Genomic DNA, 15,375 nt, shown 5'->3' with positions numbered 1-15,375 from the left:
TTAATTCAAGATGTCGATAACCAGGCGCGTCGGCCCCCTGAGCACCTGGACCGAGTACGGGTGGCGTTCATTAAGCCCGATAACGAACTGCGAGCGAGCCTCGAAGGTACCGCCGCTGACTACCTGGGTAACTAGGCCGCCGGCGCCCTTCACGGTGCCGATATTCGGGTCTTCCATATCGAGCTGGAAGGGATAGGCAGTGCCGTCGATGCTGACGTCGAGCGCGGTGGAACCCTTGAAAGGAATCGGGTTACCAGAGCCCTGCTGGGCGGGGGCATCGGTGTAATCAATGAACCAGCCCGGTGAACCGTTCCCGACGAATTCGAAGACCACGCGGTCAAAACCTTCATGCTTGCCCACGCGGACATCGGTCACCACCAGCTCCGAGGGGGCCGGTGGGCGGAGGGTTTTCATCTCCATGTTGGCGTCGCCCAGCGGAGTCAGCCCAGCCGGTGCGGCGGGGGAGGGAGCAGCAGGAGTGACTGTGGCAGTGGAGGTGGAGGCGCCGGACAAGGTGGCGTCGAGAGTCCTCGTGGGGCCGTCGGTACCGCCGTCCGAGGAGGAAGACGGAGCGCATCCCTGAAGCACGAGCGCACCCGAGACAACGAGTGCGGCCACGGGGGCGGCTGTGCGCAAGAGATTGTGTTTCGGCATAACTCCGAGGGTAGCGGTACCGCGAGACATTCTATGCATTGAAGTAAACATCGTAACCACATTGTTGTGAAAGGAGTGATGCCAGTTAAGATGGCGCCATGACCTTCTGCTCCGATGTCCAGGTCGAGCCCCTGGCTGGTACCGCTAAACAAGAATCTGTTTATGTCCTTTTTGAGTGGCCTACGGCCTGGTCTCGCGACGTGCTGGATGGTCGTACTTTTGGCCCAGGCCTCACCGAGAAGCTCAAGGCCAAGCTCAAAGGCGTGGCGGGCCTGCAGCTCATTCGCCGCCCCGGGCGCGCCGGGCACGAGCGGGGGACGGGGCACTTCCGTTGTTTCGTCGTGTGGGCACGCGAGGGGTTAGTGCAGGATTACGTCCTGAACGGCCCGGAGGACATCCTCGATCTGGATCTGGAGCACCCCACCGGCACGTGCCTGCCGCTGGTGCTCGTGTGCACCCACGCCAAGCGCGATGCCTGCTGCGCAATCAAGGGCCGCCCGCTTGCTGCCTCCCTGGCATGCGAATTTGAGGAGACCGTGTGGGAAACCTCCCACACCAAGGGGCACCGCTTCGCGCCGTCGGTGCTGCTGATGCCGTGGGGCTATTCCTTTGGCCGCCTCAACGTGGAAGCTGGCCGCGAGCTCGTGGGCAAGGCGCTGCACGGCGAGTATTTCTATCCCGCTAACCGCGGTTCCGGCCTCACCACGCCCCAAGGGCAGGTGGCGGAGCTTGCGGTGGCGCGCCAGCTTCTCGACGCCTCCGAGACCCTCCACTACGGCGACCTCACCGTCGACGCGGCGGAAACCCCCGCCGCGAGAAATAGCGTCGTTGTGCGCCACCGCGATGGCCGCGCATGGGACGTAGAACTCGAAGAAAAAGAGGCCTCCGGCGTCGTCTCTTCTTGTGGAGACGAGCCGAAGACCTCTCGTTTCTATGCCGCGCGCCGCGTCGAAAAGCGCAGCGTATAGGGCACGGGGTCGGCGCGGTTAGCGGCGCATAATCTTGGCCGAGAGCCAGTTGCCAAAGAACTGCGCTGCCTGCACCAGCACGATGATGATAAGCGTAGCCACCACGGTGACCTCCCACTCGAAGGCGCGGTAGCCGTAGACGATGGCGAAGTCACCCAAGCCACCGCCGCCGACGTAGCCGGCCATCGCGGACATGTCGACGATGCCGATGAACAGGAAGGTGTAGCCCAGCACCAGCGGGCCCAGCGCCTCCGGAATGATGACCGTGGTGATGATCTTCCACGGCGAAGCGCCCATCGCGCGGGCTGCTTCAATCACGCCCGGGTCCAGCGCCACGAGATTCTGCTCCACGATGCGCGCCACCGCGAACGTGGCCGCAATAACCATGACGAACGTGGCCGGTTCACGGCCGATAGAGCTGCCCAGCACCGCCACCGTCAGCGGCTGGACAAAGGCCAGCAAGATGATGAAGGGAATCGGGCGAACAAAGTTCACCAGGATGTTGATGATGAAGTAGATGGGCTTGTTCTGCAGGATGCCGCCCGGGCGGGTGGTGTAGAGCAGGATGCCGAGAACCAAGCCGATGATGCCGGCGATCACCAGGGTGGTGGCGACCATGATGAGGGTGTCCTTGACGGCGTCGACAAGCGTGCCGCCCAGTCGATCCCAATTGGCCTGCGCGAGGTAGGTGACGTTCATCGTTGGATCTCCTCAATGTCGGTGGTGCGTTGCATATGTGCGTAGAAGTCTTCGATGGCGGCATCCGGGCCGTTGAGGCGCACGGTGATCTTGCCGAAGGAATGCTTCTGCAGGGTGGTGATGCCGCCGTGGACCACGGCGATGGACACTCCCTCGTCCGCGAGCTTGCCGGCGGCGCCGAAGAAGCCCGACTTTTCCGTCAGGTTGATGGTGAACAAACGTCCTTCGTGGGCCAGCAGGTCATCGGCCTCCACGACGTCCGGGGTGTTGCGCAGCGAGGTGGCCACGAACTTCTCCGCCACCTTGGTCTGCGGATTGGAAAAGACCTCGTAGACGCTGCCGGCCTCAATGACGCGGCCGTTTTCCATAACGGCCACCTTGTCGGCGATGGAGCGCACGACGTCCATCTCGTGGGTAATGACCACGATGGTGATGCCGAGATCGCGGTTGACCTTGCGCAGCAGGTCGAGCACCTCGTGGGTGGTGGTGGGGTCCAGCGCCGAGGTGGCCTCATCCGCCAGCAGCAGGGAAGGGTTATTAGCCAGGGCTCGGGCGATGCCGACGCGCTGCTTCTGGCCGCCGGAGAGCTGCTCCGGGTAGTTATCGCCCTTGTCCGCCAGGCCGACGAATTCCAGCAGTTCCTGGACGCGCTTTTTACGCTCCTGCTTCTCGACGCCCTGCAGCTTCAGCGGGTATTCAATATTGCCCGCCGCGGTGCGCGAGGACATGAGGTTGAACTGCTGGAAGATCATGCCGATGTTGCGGCGGATGCCGCGCAGCTTGGACTCGGGCAGGGGGACGACATCGGTGCCGTCGAGAAGCAGCTGCCCCGAGGTCGGCTTATCCAGACCGTTGATCATGCGCACCAGCGTGGACTTACCCGCGCCGGAGAAACCGATGATGCCGATGATTTCGCCGGGCTCGACGGTCAGGGAGACATCATCAAGCGCTTTCGTGGTGGTTTTCTTGTTTTTAAAGACTTTGGTGATGTTGCGGAATTCAATCCGGGTGCCCCGGTGGGCGCCTTGTTGTTCAGTCACGTGGGTTTCCTTTGTACGTGTCCGTGTAGTGAGTGAGGAGGGAGTAACGGGCAAAATCCCCCGGGTCACGCAATCAAGCGTGAGCGCGGGGGACATGTGGATTACGCGGGGCTTAGACCTGCTCTTCGAGGCGGTCCAGGATTTCCTGGAGCTCTTCCTGGGAGCGGTCGACGGCCACGGCGGTGTCGCCGGAGGACTTCAGGACGGCCTCGGTGACCTTCGGGTCCTTCCACAGCTTGGCCAGCTCGTGAAGGGCCTCGTTGTCGGCGTCGTCGGCGCGCACGGCCCAGACGTTGATGTAGGGCTCAGCCTCGGCGGAGTCTGGGTCGTCCTGAGCGACGGCGGACTTCGGGTCAATGCCGGCGCGCTCGAGGAAGGAGTTGTTGATGACAGCCGGCTTGCCCTCGCCGTAGGCGGCCGGGGTCTGGGCAGCATCTACCGGGGTGACCTTAACCTTGGACTTGTCCTCATCGATGTCTAGCGGGGTGGGGGTCAGCGGGCTGTTCTCCTTGAGAGTGACCAGGCCTTCCTGAACCAGCAGGCCGATGGCGCGGCCCTGGTTAGTGGAGTCGTTCGGGATGGCGACTTCCTGGCCCTCGATGCCAGCGAGATCCTTGTGGTCCTTCCAGTAGATGGCCAGCGGGTAGATCTCGGTGGAGGCCAGCGGGACCAGATCGGTGCCGTTGCCCTTGTTGTACTCAGCCAGGAACTTCAGGTGCTGGAACTTGTTGGTGCTCAGCTGGCCCTGGTCCAGAGCCTGGTTCGGAGTGTTGTAGTCGGCGAAGTTCTCCAGCTTGACGTCGTAGCCGGCTTCCTTGGCCAGGTCCTGGAAGACGGCCCACTCTTCCATGTTGGCGTCAGTGGTGCCGATGGTGATGGTGGAGTCCTTGGTGATGGCCTCGCCGGAATCCTTGGACTCAGCGGAGTCCGAGGAGCAAGCAACCAGGCCGGTTGCGGCGATGACGGCTGCCGAGGTGGCAGCAAGTACGCGACGGATGCTCATGGTGGGTTCCTAGTGTCCCTTCTTGGTTTGTGCGGCAAGTCGTGTCACCGCAGGATTTGTGCGCTGCACGAAAAACTAGCAACGATTGAACCGCTTTGTCTATTCGGAGAATTGTTCAACGAAAACCTTGACTGGAACCTGTGTTCGAATATAGTGTGTGGGGCTATGAGATTCAATGGGGGTGAGGCGCTGCCGTGGTCCCGGGTGGAGAGGATTCTCTCTGGTCGCCCGGGGCCCGTCCCGGTCTCGGTGGACCACCTACCGCAGGCCACGGACGCGCCGAAGTTGGGGCATTCCGCCGTGCCTTTCGCCGAGCTGCATGCGGTGAGCTCCTATAGCTTTCTGTGTGGCGCTTCCGAGCCGGAGGGGCTCGTGGCGCGCGCCGTCGAACTGGGCCTGCGGGGGATTGCGCTGGTAGATCGGGATGGATTCTATGGTCTTATGAAGTTTGCGGAGGCCGCCGCCAAAGTTGGCCTGCCTGCGGTCTTCGGGGCGGAGCTCAGTCTCGACCCAGCTCCGCTGACCGTCCTGGCGCGCACCCCGGAGGGCTATCGGCGTCTATCTCGGCTTATCTCCCGCGCTCACATGGAGGCGGGGGAGAAGGGGGTCGTGTCCTATCCTTCTTTGGTGGAGATTGGTGCGCAGTTGCAGGATGAGTGCCTCTTCCTGGTGGGCTGGGAATGGGTAGAGCATTTCGATCTTTTGGTCGAGGGAATAAAAATAGACAGCATGGTTCTGGAGTATGCATGTACCCAGCTCCCGGAGGACGCGGACCACCACCTACTGTTGGATTCCTTGCCGGTTTCGCGCGCCATTGCCACTGCGCGCCCGGCTGCCGCCACGCGTGAACACGCGCGGTTGGCTGGAGCCAAACAAGCCCTGTCCAGACGCCTCGCGCTTGCCGACGCCTCCCCCAGCTCCCACCCCATGGGCTCGTCCTGGCTGCGCTCCGGGGAACAGATGGCGCGCCTGCTGCCTGAGCGCCCCGAGCTCATCGCCGAAACCGTTCGCGTCCTCGAGGACTGCAGCTTCACCTGGGAGGCACTGGCCCCGAACCTGCCTGATTTCGACGTGCCGGAAGGCTATACCGAGATGTCCTGGCTGGAGCACCTCACCTTCGAGCGCGCGGCAGCGCGCTATGCCACGCGGCCTAAGGAGATTCGGGAGCGGGCGTGGGAGCAGATGCGGTATGAGCTGGGTGTGGTCAAGCAGCTGGGCTTTCCCGGCTACTTCCTTATCGTGTGTGATCTCGTGGACTTTTGTAAACGGGAGAACATCCTGTGCCAGGGGCGCGGGTCGGCGGCGAATTCGGCGGTGTGCTTCGCGCTAGGGATTACGAATGCGGAGCCGATTTCCGCGGGACTGCTTTTTGAGCGCTTCCTCTCCCCGGACCGCGATGGCCCGCCGGATATCGACATCGATATTGAATCCGGGCGGCGCGAGGAGGTCATCCAGTACGTCTACGCCAAGCACGGCCGCGAGAAGGCGGCGCAGGTGGCTAACGTGATTACGTACCGCCGCAAAGGCGCGTTGCGGGATGCCGCCCGCGCGCTGGGCTACCCGCAGGGTTCGGCCGATGCCTGGTCGAAGGGGATTGCGTCTGCGCCTTCGGACGTTGAATCCTTGGCCGAGCAGTTCCTAGGCCAGCCGCGCCACCTGAGTATCCACTCCGGCGGCATGGTGCTGTGTGACCGGCCAATTGCGGATGTCGTGCCCGTGGAGTGGGCGCGCATGGAGAATCGTTCGGTGCTGCAATGGGATAAGGATGATTGTGCGGCCGCCGGGCTGGTGAAGTTCGACCTGCTGGGCCTGGGCATGCTCGAAGCCCTGCACCACATGATGGACTTGGTGGAGGAGAGCACCGGCCGGGTGGTCAACCTGTGGGAGCTGGACCTGGCTGACCCGGAAGTCTATGACATGCTCTGCCGCGCGGATGCAGTGGGCGTGTTCCAGGTGGAATCACGCGCGCAGCTGAGCACGCTGCCGAGGCTCAAGCCGCGGGTCTTCTTCGATCTCGTGGTGGAGGTCGCGCTCATCCGTCCAGGCCCCATTCAGGGCGGGTCGGTGCATCCTTACCTGCGCCGCCGCGATGGCAAGGAGCCGGTGACCTATGACCACCCGGTGCTGGAGAAGTCCCTGGGCAAGACACTGGGGATTCCGCTCTTTCAGGAGCAGCTCATGCAGATTGCGGTTGATGCCGCCGGGTTCAGCGGCGCGGAGGCGGATGACCTGCGGCGCGCGATGGGCTCGAAGCGCTCGCCGGCCAAGATGGCAGCGCTCAAGCAGCGCTTTTATGAGGGCTTGGAGGAAACCAACGGGATCGTCGGGGAGGTGGCGGATAAGTTGTGGGCCAAGATTGTGGCCTTCGCTGCTTATGGCTTCCCGGAGTCCCACTCGCAGTCTTTTGCTTCCTTGGTGTACTTTTCGGCGTGGTTTAAGCGCTATTACCCGGCGCAGTTTTGCGTGGGCCTGCTGCGCGCGCAGCCGATGGGCTTCTACTCGCCGCAGTCCCTCATCCAGGATGCTCGCCGCCACGGGGTGGAGGTGCTGCCGGTCAGCGTTAACGAGTCGGGCCGCGAGGCGCGCGTGGTGGTGGGGTCGGACGGTCAGGCGCGTATCCGCTTGGGGCTTAACCTCATCAAGGGGTTGGGTGATAAGGCCGCCGATCGCATTGAAGCGGCCGCGCCGTTTGGCGACGTCCCCGATCTCTCCCGCCGCGCCGACCTCACCGTCGATCACGTGGAGGCCCTCGCCGTGGCGGGGGCCTTGGATGTCTTTGGGGTGGATCGCCGCCAGGCACTGTGGCAGGCGGGCGTGGCCGCAACAGAACGGGCAGGGATGCTGCCGGGGCTGTCTGCGATTGAAGCGCCGTCTTTGCCGGGGATGAGCGCCTTTGAGCTCATGGCGGCGGACGTGGCGAGCACCGGCGTGACCCACAACCAGCAACCGATGGAGCAGGTCCGCGGGGAGTTGCAGGCCCGCGGCATCCTATCCGCGGCGGATTTGCCGGCAGTGGAGGATGGCACCCGCGTGCGCATCGCCGGGGTGGTCACGCACCGCCAGCGCCCGCAGACAGCGGGCGGGGTGGTCTTTTTTGGTTTGGAGGATGAGACCGGGTTGATGAACGTGATGGTTACGCCCGGCCTGTGGGCTCGGGATAAGGTCACCGCGCGAACAGCGCCCGCGCTCATCGTGCGCGGCATCGTGCAGAACGCCTCCGGGGCGGTCACGGTTGCCGCGGACCGGCTGGAGCCGCTGGCCTTCGGTGAGGCCCTTTCGCGCGGCTCGCGGGATTTCCGCTAAGCGGCTTATTCCTTAGAGATGAGCTCGTCGCGGTTCATCTTTCCGGCCAGGGAGCGTGCCACGGAGAAGGGCACCCACACCATGAGCAGCAGGATGATCTTGAGGTAGAGCTGGGATACGAATACTCCATCCATGATGGGCATGGTTCGGGCACCCCAGGCGATAAGGCCAGTCACTGGCAGCAAGATGACGAGTGCTGCGAGGGAGAATTTGAGGCCGTCGTCGCGGGCCTCAAGGTGCTGCTGCATCTGGTACTCATCAAGTTCCGTCGTGGGCAGGTCAGCGGCACCAATCGTTGCGCGCAGGCGAGCGGTCATCAACGCGCACAGCAAAGTTCCAAGGGCGGCCACCATGAGTGAGGTAAAGGCGCTCCAGAACTGCAGGGGAATGGAAGCGATGATGAGGGCGGTGGACAGGTCGGTCAGGGTGATGTAGCGCTTGCGGGTCTTAACGGAATCGGGAATAGAGGCGGACATGTGTGGTTTAGTCCTTTCGGTAGATTTCGGAGGACATGGGGGTGAATTCGGTCCGGGAGAACACGGCTTCCACGGGTAGATTGAAAACTTCGCAGATGTTGAAGGCGAGGTCCAAGCTGGGGGAGTGGTCGCCGCGCTCGAGAGCGCCGATGGTTTGGGGGTTGACCCCGATGGCGTCGGCAAGCTGTGCGCGCGTCATGTCCCGTTCAACGCGGAGCACGCGGACCCGGTTAAATAGTGGGCGGGTTGGCTTTTTCTTTGGGGACATGCACCACAGTGTTGTATAAACCCAACGACTTGTCAAGGGTTCGTGTTAAAGTGGCGGCATGAATCCCGTATCCCCGTCACTCACTAAAGCCCGCTACATCTCGCGCTTGAGCTGGGACGTCATCCTCGCCGCCCTGGCGGCCGCGGCGGCATATTTCTGGTGGGACTGGCTCTATTGGGTCGCCGGAGCGCTCGTTGTGTGGGCGCTCTATCAGCTCTGGCTCATCCCCGCGCAGGTCAAAAACCTAGGCTGGCAGGAAACCGCCGACGAATTGCTCGTCACCCGCGGCAAAATCTGGCACACTTTCACCGTCGTGCCCTATGGCCGCATCCAATTCGTCGACGTTACGGCCGGCCCCATCGAGCGCGCGATGGGGCTGAAGAAGGTGAAGTTGCACACGGCGTCGCCCAGCAGCGACGCCACCATCCCCGGCCTGCCTGCCGCGGACGCCGATGCCCTGCGCGAGCGCCTCGCCGTCAAGGCTCGCGAGAGGATGAGTGGGCTGTGAAGGACCGCGCGCTTATCGACGCCGACGGCTACATTCGCGTCCACCGCCTCACCCCGCTGCTGCGCTTTTGGTCGCTGATTTTAGCGCTGGTGGCCATTTTTGCGGTGAACATCAACGCCGCCATGATTTCGGACGTGGTGTCTTACCTGCAGAGCGGCAACCTCGGCGAGGTCGGCCGCGGTACCCTGCTGGGTATCGGCGCCTTCGTGCTGGTGTGCGCAGTGATTTGGCTGGTCTCCGGAATCTGGTGGCGCAAGCTGGGCTACAAGCTCACCGAGGATGAAATCGCGCTGCGCCACGGCGTCATCTCCACGTCCTTCCGCTCCGCGCGCTATGAGCGCATCCAGGCGGTGGACGTCGTGGAATCCATCATCGCGCGCTTGTTGGGTTTGGCCACGGTTCGGGTGGAGACCGCCGGCGGTACCTCGTCGGTGATCAAGATTGAGTACCTGCCCAAAGCGAAAGCAGAAGAGCTGCGCGCGGAGTTGCTGCGGCGCACGAATAAGAACCCTGCCAGTGAGCCGGCGCCGGAAGCGGAGGAAGCCGCCGCGCTGATCCCGGAGATTCCCATACTGCGCACGATTGCCGCTGAGGCGCTGCGCCTGCCCACGCTCCTCGCGGCCCTCGTTATTGGGGGCTTGCTCTTCATCCCGGGTATGTGGACCGCGCTGCTGCCCATCATCGTGGGCTTTGTTGGAAGCGTCTGGGGCTTGGTGGACTCTTCCTGGAAATTCACCGCGCTTCACGACGCCCCCACCAACGCCCTCAACGTCTCTTACGGTCTTGCCGACCGCCGCCGCCAAACCATCCGCATTAGCCGCATCCACGGCGTGCGGGTAAGCCAGCCCTTCTTATGGCGGCGCTTCGGCTGGTACGAGGTGCACGTCTCTGTAGCTGGTTATGGCGCGAAGGGCAGCGGTAAGCAGTCCGGTTCCACTCGCATCCTGCCGGTGGGTACCCGCGAGCAGGCGCTGGAGCTTTTAGAGCTCATCTCCGATCTGGATCGTGCGCAGATTGAGGATTTCGCGCGCCCCGAAGGGCACACCCAGCCCACTTATACCTCCCCGCGCCGGGCGACGTGGATCAGCCCCCTCGACCGCAAGCAGCAGTCGGTGACGCTCGTGGATTCCCCGCTTCCCGTGACCATCGTGCACCGCGGCCGCATTAACCGCCGCGTCATGGTGATTGGAACCCCGCACATCCAGGAGCTCACGCTGAAAGTGGGGCCGTTGGGGCACCTTGCGGGCGTGCGGACCGTGCGCTTCGACCTCGTGGCTGGCCCCGTGAAGATGGCTGGTCAAGACCTCACGCCTGCCGACGCCTCCGAGCTCCTCACCCGCCTGCGCTCCCGCCGCCTGCCTGCCATGGAGTCAGCGCTAAGTCCCATGGACTCATCCGTCAACATCTCACAGGTTGAGCCGCGGCAGAACCCACGTGAAGACTCCCGTGACAGCGCGGTTAGGGGCAGCGACGAAGCTTAAGCAGAACCGGCCCACGCGTGCTGCTGGGGCCGGCACACGCCGAGGCCGCCGAACAGGACCCGCATCCGCCCGCGGGGCAGGAGCCGAGTGGCTCCATATCGAGTACCCCGCTGGCGGTGAGGTGATCCAGGATGAGGTCCACCGTGCCGGGCTCCAGCCCGGTCTGTGCCGCGATGGCCGCCCGCGAGCGCACGCCGGATTCGATGGCTTCCTGCACGGCCTGGATGGGGGAGGCGGGCATTAGATAAACACCTTCAGAATCTGGAAGGCCGCTACAGCCAGCACCCACGCTGTGGCCAGCTGGACGCCGAAGCCGAAGAGCGTCCAGCGCCAGCCAATCTCTCGCCGCTGCGCGGCAATCGTGGCCACGCAGGGCGTGTAGGCCAGCAGGAAGAGCATGTAGGCCCACACCGCGGCGAGGGGATGACCGTCAGAAGCCTGCTCGAAGTCCGCGCGCACGTGATCGCTGAGCGCGCTGTGGGATTGTTCCTCCGCGGAGGCGTCGGTGACGTCGTCGACGGCGTAGGTCTGCGCCCACGTCGAAATCAGCGCCTCCTTGGCCACGAAGCCGGTCACCAGCGGACCCGCCAGGGACCACGAGTCGAAGCCAGCCGGGGCAAAGGCTGGAGCGATGGCGTGCGCGACCGCCCCATAGGCGGAATCCTCCGGCGCCGGCGGCTCACCCCACGAAGAATCCTGCGCCGCATCCCCAACCGGGATGGCCATGAGCAGCCACACCACGACCACGGTGCTCACGATGATGCCGCCGGCCGTCTGCAAGAAGCCCTTCAAGCGCGTCCACATCACGCTCAGTGCCAGGCGCACGGTGGGCAGCTGGTACGTCGGCAAGTCAATAACCAGCGCTTCCTCAGGCACCGCGCGCCACAGCGTCTTTCGCAGCGCCAAACCCACCAGCACGAGCAGCGCGATGGAAATGACGTACATGATGAACACCACGCTGCCGGCGTGCCCCGGGAAAAACGTGGCCGAAAGCATGACGAAGACCACCAAGCGCGCCGAGCACGAGGTAAACGGAATGAGCAGCGCGGTCATGATGCGATGCCGCGGGCTGCCCAGCACGCGCGTGGCCGAGATCGCCGGCACGTTGCAGCCAAAGCCCACGACAATGGGGATGAAAGCCTTGCCCGGCAGACCGATGGCCCGCATGAGACGGTCCGTGACCACCGCGGCACGCGCCATGTAGCCGGAATCCTCCAACACCGCCAAGCACAAGAACATCAGCGCCATGAGCGGGGCGAAGGTGAGGACCATGCCGACGCCGCCGATGAGGCCGTCGACAAGCAGGCCCGTGATGAGAGGGTGGCCTAAGCCGATGGCTTCTAGCCCCGCCCGCGCCCAGTCACTCAAGGGGCCCGAGACCAGTGCCTCCAGGCCATCCTGGAGGGGAGCGGCCACCGTGGTGGTGATCTGGAAGACCACCCACATCACGGCCAGAAACAGCAGCGGCCCCACTACCGGGTGAAGGGCCACCGCATCGAGGCGGTGGGAGAGGGGCGTGGCGTGCTCGACCTCGCTCACCGAGGCCTTCGCCGCCGCATCCAACTCCGCGAAGCGGGCCTCCAAACCTGCGTCCTCGCGCAGCTGCACGGGCTCAGCCGCCAGAGAATCAACAACAACCTCTCGCAGCTTCTCGACGCCCTCCCGCTTACGCCCATCAACCACCACCACCGGGATGGAGGTGGATTCAGCGAGCGCAACGGGATCCACTGTTTGGCCCTGGTTGAGGGCCACGTCGGTCTTCGTCAGCGCGATGATGAGGCGGTAGGGCTGCTCCGCTAACTGGAGCGCCACGTTGAGGCCGCGCGCTACGGCGCTGGCATCGACGACCACGACGACGGCGTCGGGGCGCTCATCTGCGGGGCAATCGATGAGCATGGCGCGGGTGAGCGCCTCATCGGGGCTGAGCGGGTCGAGCGAGTAGGTGCCGGGAAAATCGATGAGATCGGCGGTTGCTTCACCGATCTTCCACGCACCGCGGCTGACCTCAACGGTGGTACCCGGCCAGTTGCCGGTTTGTGCCTTCGCGCCGGTTAGGGCGTTAAACAGTGTGGACTTGCCGGAATTGGGGGAGCCGACGAGCGCGATGATGGGAGCGCCAAGAGGGGCTACCGCGCCGCCCGGATCGCCGTGGCAGCTGGGTTTCGTGGTGGCCATGGTTTAGACCTCGATGGCTTGTAGCGTCGCTTTATCGATGGCGTAGCGGCAGCTGCCGACCGAGACAACGCGCGCGCCACCGGCCACGCGCGGGCCCATGGTCAACGTGGCGCCGGGGCGGATTCCTAGCTCGCCGAGGCGCACCGCTAGGGCGGTGTCGCAGGTGCAGGAAATGCACTCTTTCCCCAAGGTGATGGTGCATCCCATGGGGATAGCGTCGGCGGTTTGTCGTGGGCACTGAGATAACTTCACGGCGAGCCCTCTTCCTTAAATAAGCACTACCGAATAAGCATTACCTTTATAGGTTACCCTTAGTAAACATAGGTCCGTCTAGGTTTGTAGCTATCTCTTAGGTGATCCTCACCACGCGGCGCAGGTGCGCGGCGCATTAAGCGTTTGGAGTGGACCAGCTGCTCACCTGGCGCAGCCTCTGGCGATTCTTCAGCCGCGATTGGCCTAGCTTGCGGGACATGCGGTCCAGAATCTGGATGGCCTCCGTGATGTGCGGCCCCTTGTTGAGCATCACGCACTCCGCGCGCAGCGCATAGCCAGCGTCCGTGATTTCCGCGCGGGAGGGAAGCCCGGTCTTGGCTAGGGTCTCCAGAACCTGCGTGGCCATGATGACCGGGATGTGGGCCGCCTCCGCGACCTTCATGATGCGCCCCGGCACTTGGACCATCTGGTCGAAACCCAGCTCTACGGCTAGGTCACCGCGCGCGATCATGATGCCGAACTTGGCGTGCCGCATGCCCTCCAGCAGCACGCTTCCCAGCTGTTCATAGGCGGGAACCGTTTCAATCTTGAGCACGATGCCCAGGTCACGCACGCGCTGCGCCATCTCCTCGGACTCCTGCTCGGCGGCAATCGCCTCGAGCGTGTCATAGAGGAAAGCCACATCAGCCGGCGTGCGGATGAAGGAGACCGCCGCGATATCGCAGTGCGTGGCCACAAAACGAAGTGCTTCGATGTCTTCCTCGGTGAGGCTGGGCAGCGGGACGTCGGTATCCGGCAGGTTGATTCCCTTATAGGCGGCCAGGTTGGTGCCGGTCGGTCCCGCATGCTCCACGGTGACGACGGCCTCGTGCGCCGCACCATTCTCCCGCACCTCGCGGACGCGGCCGGCGATGGCGCCATCATCGAAAATCACCCGGTGCCCCACTTTGAGCGCACCGACCACCTCCGGCAGCGTACACCCAATAGTGGTCACCTCACCCTCCGCGATGCGCGCCGGCTCCTGCGAAGTGCTGAGCACCAACTCCTCCCCGCGGTGCAGGCGAGTCTTTTGCTCGAGGGCCGGAACCCCATGCACCCGGGTGATCTCCCCGCCGTGGTTGAGCACCGTCCCTTCGGCGAGGTAGCAGTTGCGCTCCCCGTGCAGAACGGCCACGCCCGCTTGCGTGCTCTCCACGGTGAAAACACGGGAGCGCCCGCGCGCTTCGGTGAAGCGCACCTCACTGCCGGGCCGCAGGCGCGCCAACCACTTGCCATCCACCTCCAGCGCTACCGCCGGGCGCGCCGCGCTTGGCGACGCCTCCCTCGCCACCCCGTGGGCGTGGTCGGTAGAGGGGGCGTCGTGAAGCACGAGCGTTGCTGGGCTCAGCAGTTCGCCTGCTGCGGTGCGCTCGCCGCGCACGCGGATGACCTGCGGGCCCGGCTCGATGGTGCCGGTGCGGACCTTGGGGCCAGCAATATCGCAGGAAATCAGAATCTCGCGCCCCACCTCTTGAGCGGCGCGGTGGACGTGCTCCACCATCTTCTCCCACGCCGCCTGGTCATCGTGCGCACAGTTGATGCGGGCTAATTCCATGCCCGCGCGGGCGAAACCGAGGACCAGCTCATAATCCTCCGCAGCCTCGGTGGGAAGAGTCACCATGATGCGCGCGTGCGTGTCCTCCTGGGTGGGGCCGAGGAGGGCCTCGGTGTTGGCGTCGAGGATATCGTCGGCGTCTGCATACGCCGAGGCGATGGGCTGCACGGGGTAGGTCGGCGCCTGGCCGTCGAAGGCGTCGAGCACATTGCGCGCGGCGTGGAGGCGCTCTAGCACCGCGGGCTCCGGGTGGCTCAGGCTCGTAGCACCCAAGGCCGTGAGGCCTTCCTGCAGTTCGACGGCGTCCTGGGAACGCAATTCCATATAACGCACGAGGTTGACCGCGCCGGGGCGGTGGACGGGATCCACGCGCGCTATCTGCGCGGCGTGGGCGGCAGACGAAGCTTCGACGCGGGTAATGAGGGAATCAAGCAGTGGGCGCAGGCTAGGCAAGGTGTCTCCTTCGGTGTGAAAGTTCACCCACATTGTGCCGCGACTTGTTAGACCGCGCCACGGAAGCCGAGCTGCCGCCAGGCCTCATACACGGCTGTCGACGCCGCGTTGGATAGATTCATCGAGCGTCGCGCTGGCATCATGGGGATGCGCACGCGCTCCGTTACCCGCGGGTGAAAGGCGTGTTCCTCCGGCAGGCCCGTGGGTTCGGTGCCGAAAAGCAGGACATCGCCCTCCTGGTATTCCACGTCGGTGAACCACTTGTCCGTGTGGGTGGTGAAAGCGAAAACGCGCGCGCCGGGCAAGCTGTCCATGCAGGCGTCGAAATCCTTGTGGATCGTGAGGTCCGCTAAGTCGTGGTAGTCCAAGCCCGCGCGCTTGAGGTGTTTGTCCTCGAAGTTGAAGCCGAGCGGCTCGATGAGGTGCAGGCTCGCGCCCGTGACGGCGGCGGTGCGGATGGCATTGCCGGTGTTGGTAGGGATCACGGGGTTGTCGAAGACGATGTGCAAGCTGCTCATAGGCATCAGTCTAGGATGGTGT

The 15,375-nt window shown here is 64.2% G+C and carries 14 protein-coding genes; 4 read left to right on the top strand and 10 right to left on the bottom strand.

The features are described from left to right. Complete coding sequence (locus HMPREF3056_RS09225) at positions 1 to 654, bottom strand: AMIN-like domain-containing (lipo)protein (RefSeq protein WP_083317806.1); 654 nt, start codon at positions 652 to 654, stop codon at positions 1 to 3. Positions 655 to 752: 98 nt separating this feature from the next. On the opposite strand from HMPREF3056_RS09225, the gene HMPREF3056_RS09220 reads away from it, so the two are divergent. Continuing rightward, positions 753 to 1,622 carry a sucrase ferredoxin gene (locus tag HMPREF3056_RS09220; protein ID WP_070754624.1) on the top strand — a complete coding sequence of 290 codons (870 nt, stop codon included), beginning with the start codon at positions 753 to 755 and terminating at the stop codon, positions 1,620 to 1,622. Between the two features lie 18 nt (positions 1,623 to 1,640). Here the strand turns inward: HMPREF3056_RS09220 and HMPREF3056_RS09215 are convergent, their stop codons facing one another. The 3 genes from HMPREF3056_RS09215 to HMPREF3056_RS09205 are packed head-to-tail and all read right to left on the bottom strand — an operon-like array spanning position 1,641 to position 4,364. Further along, positions 1,641 to 2,321: a methionine ABC transporter permease gene (locus HMPREF3056_RS09215; protein WP_046648398.1), complete on the bottom strand. Its 681-nt coding sequence runs from the start codon at positions 2,319 to 2,321 to the stop codon at positions 1,641 to 1,643. Then, positions 2,318 to 3,457 (bottom strand): methionine ABC transporter ATP-binding protein, encoded by a 1,140-nt coding sequence (locus tag HMPREF3056_RS09210; protein ID WP_371441529.1) that lies wholly within the window; start codon positions 3,455 to 3,457, stop codon positions 2,318 to 2,320. The genes HMPREF3056_RS09215 and HMPREF3056_RS09210 overlap by 4 nt, the downstream gene beginning before the upstream one ends. 16 nt (positions 3,458 to 3,473) lie before the next feature. Next, positions 3,474 to 4,364 (bottom strand): MetQ/NlpA family ABC transporter substrate-binding protein, encoded by an 891-nt coding sequence (locus HMPREF3056_RS09205; protein ID WP_049157071.1) that lies wholly within the window; start codon positions 4,362 to 4,364, stop codon positions 3,474 to 3,476. A gap of 165 nt (positions 4,365 to 4,529) precedes the next feature. On the opposite strand from HMPREF3056_RS09205, the gene HMPREF3056_RS09200 reads away from it, so the two are divergent. Continuing rightward, positions 4,530 to 7,667 (top strand): error-prone DNA polymerase, encoded by a 3,138-nt coding sequence (locus HMPREF3056_RS09200; RefSeq protein WP_070754622.1) that lies wholly within the window; start codon positions 4,530 to 4,532, stop codon positions 7,665 to 7,667. 5 nt (positions 7,668 to 7,672) lie between these two features. Here the strand turns inward: HMPREF3056_RS09200 and HMPREF3056_RS09195 are convergent, their stop codons facing one another. Beyond that, positions 7,673 to 8,143, bottom strand: coding sequence for a hypothetical protein (locus HMPREF3056_RS09195; RefSeq protein WP_070680499.1), 471 nt, complete (start codon positions 8,141 to 8,143; stop codon positions 7,673 to 7,675). 7 nt (positions 8,144 to 8,150) lie between these two features. Then, complete coding sequence (locus HMPREF3056_RS09190) at positions 8,151 to 8,411, bottom strand: helix-turn-helix transcriptional regulator (protein ID WP_039673876.1); 261 nt, start codon at positions 8,409 to 8,411, stop codon at positions 8,151 to 8,153. Positions 8,412 to 8,469: 58 nt separating this feature from the next. Here HMPREF3056_RS09190 and HMPREF3056_RS09185 point away from each other — a divergent pair, with 58 nt between their 5' ends. Then, positions 8,470 to 8,919 carry a PH domain-containing protein gene (locus HMPREF3056_RS09185; RefSeq protein ID WP_049157078.1) on the top strand — a complete coding sequence of 150 codons (450 nt, stop codon included), beginning with the start codon at positions 8,470 to 8,472 and terminating at the stop codon, positions 8,917 to 8,919. Next, positions 8,916 to 10,400: a PH domain-containing protein gene (locus HMPREF3056_RS09180; RefSeq protein WP_246819852.1), complete on the top strand. Its 1,485-nt coding sequence runs from the start codon at positions 8,916 to 8,918 to the stop codon at positions 10,398 to 10,400. The genes HMPREF3056_RS09185 and HMPREF3056_RS09180 overlap by 4 nt, the downstream gene beginning before the upstream one ends. 240 nt (positions 10,401 to 10,640) lie before the next feature. On the opposite strand, the gene feoB is transcribed toward HMPREF3056_RS09180, so the two are convergent. The 4 genes from feoB to HMPREF3056_RS09155 all read right to left on the bottom strand — a co-directional run bounded on the left by feoB (position 10,641) and on the right by HMPREF3056_RS09155 (position 15,353). Further along, positions 10,641 to 12,575: a ferrous iron transport protein B gene (gene feoB / locus HMPREF3056_RS09170; protein WP_070754621.1), complete on the bottom strand. Its 1,935-nt coding sequence runs from the start codon at positions 12,573 to 12,575 to the stop codon at positions 10,641 to 10,643. 3 nt (positions 12,576 to 12,578) lie between these two features. After that, on the bottom strand, positions 12,579 to 12,827 hold the full coding sequence (locus tag HMPREF3056_RS09165) for a FeoA family protein (RefSeq protein WP_070680494.1): 249 nt from the start codon (positions 12,825 to 12,827) through the stop codon (positions 12,579 to 12,581). A gap of 136 nt (positions 12,828 to 12,963) precedes the next feature. Beyond that, complete coding sequence (locus tag HMPREF3056_RS09160) at positions 12,964 to 14,868, bottom strand: pyruvate kinase (RefSeq protein ID WP_070754620.1); 1,905 nt, start codon at positions 14,866 to 14,868, stop codon at positions 12,964 to 12,966. A 14-nt stretch (positions 14,869 to 14,882) separates the two neighbouring features. Continuing rightward, positions 14,883 to 15,353: a tRNA (cytidine(34)-2'-O)-methyltransferase gene (locus HMPREF3056_RS09155; protein ID WP_049157085.1), complete on the bottom strand. Its 471-nt coding sequence runs from the start codon at positions 15,351 to 15,353 to the stop codon at positions 14,883 to 14,885. Positions 15,354 to 15,375 lie beyond the last annotated feature (22 nt).

Origin of the sequence: Corynebacterium sp. HMSC056F09, assembly GCF_001815785.1 — a bacterium.
Classification (GTDB): domain Bacteria; phylum Actinomycetota; class Actinomycetes; order Mycobacteriales; family Mycobacteriaceae; genus Corynebacterium; species Corynebacterium hiratae.
The sequence above is the reverse complement of the archived record's forward strand: the minus strand, read 5'-3'. Positions and strand labels throughout refer to the sequence as shown.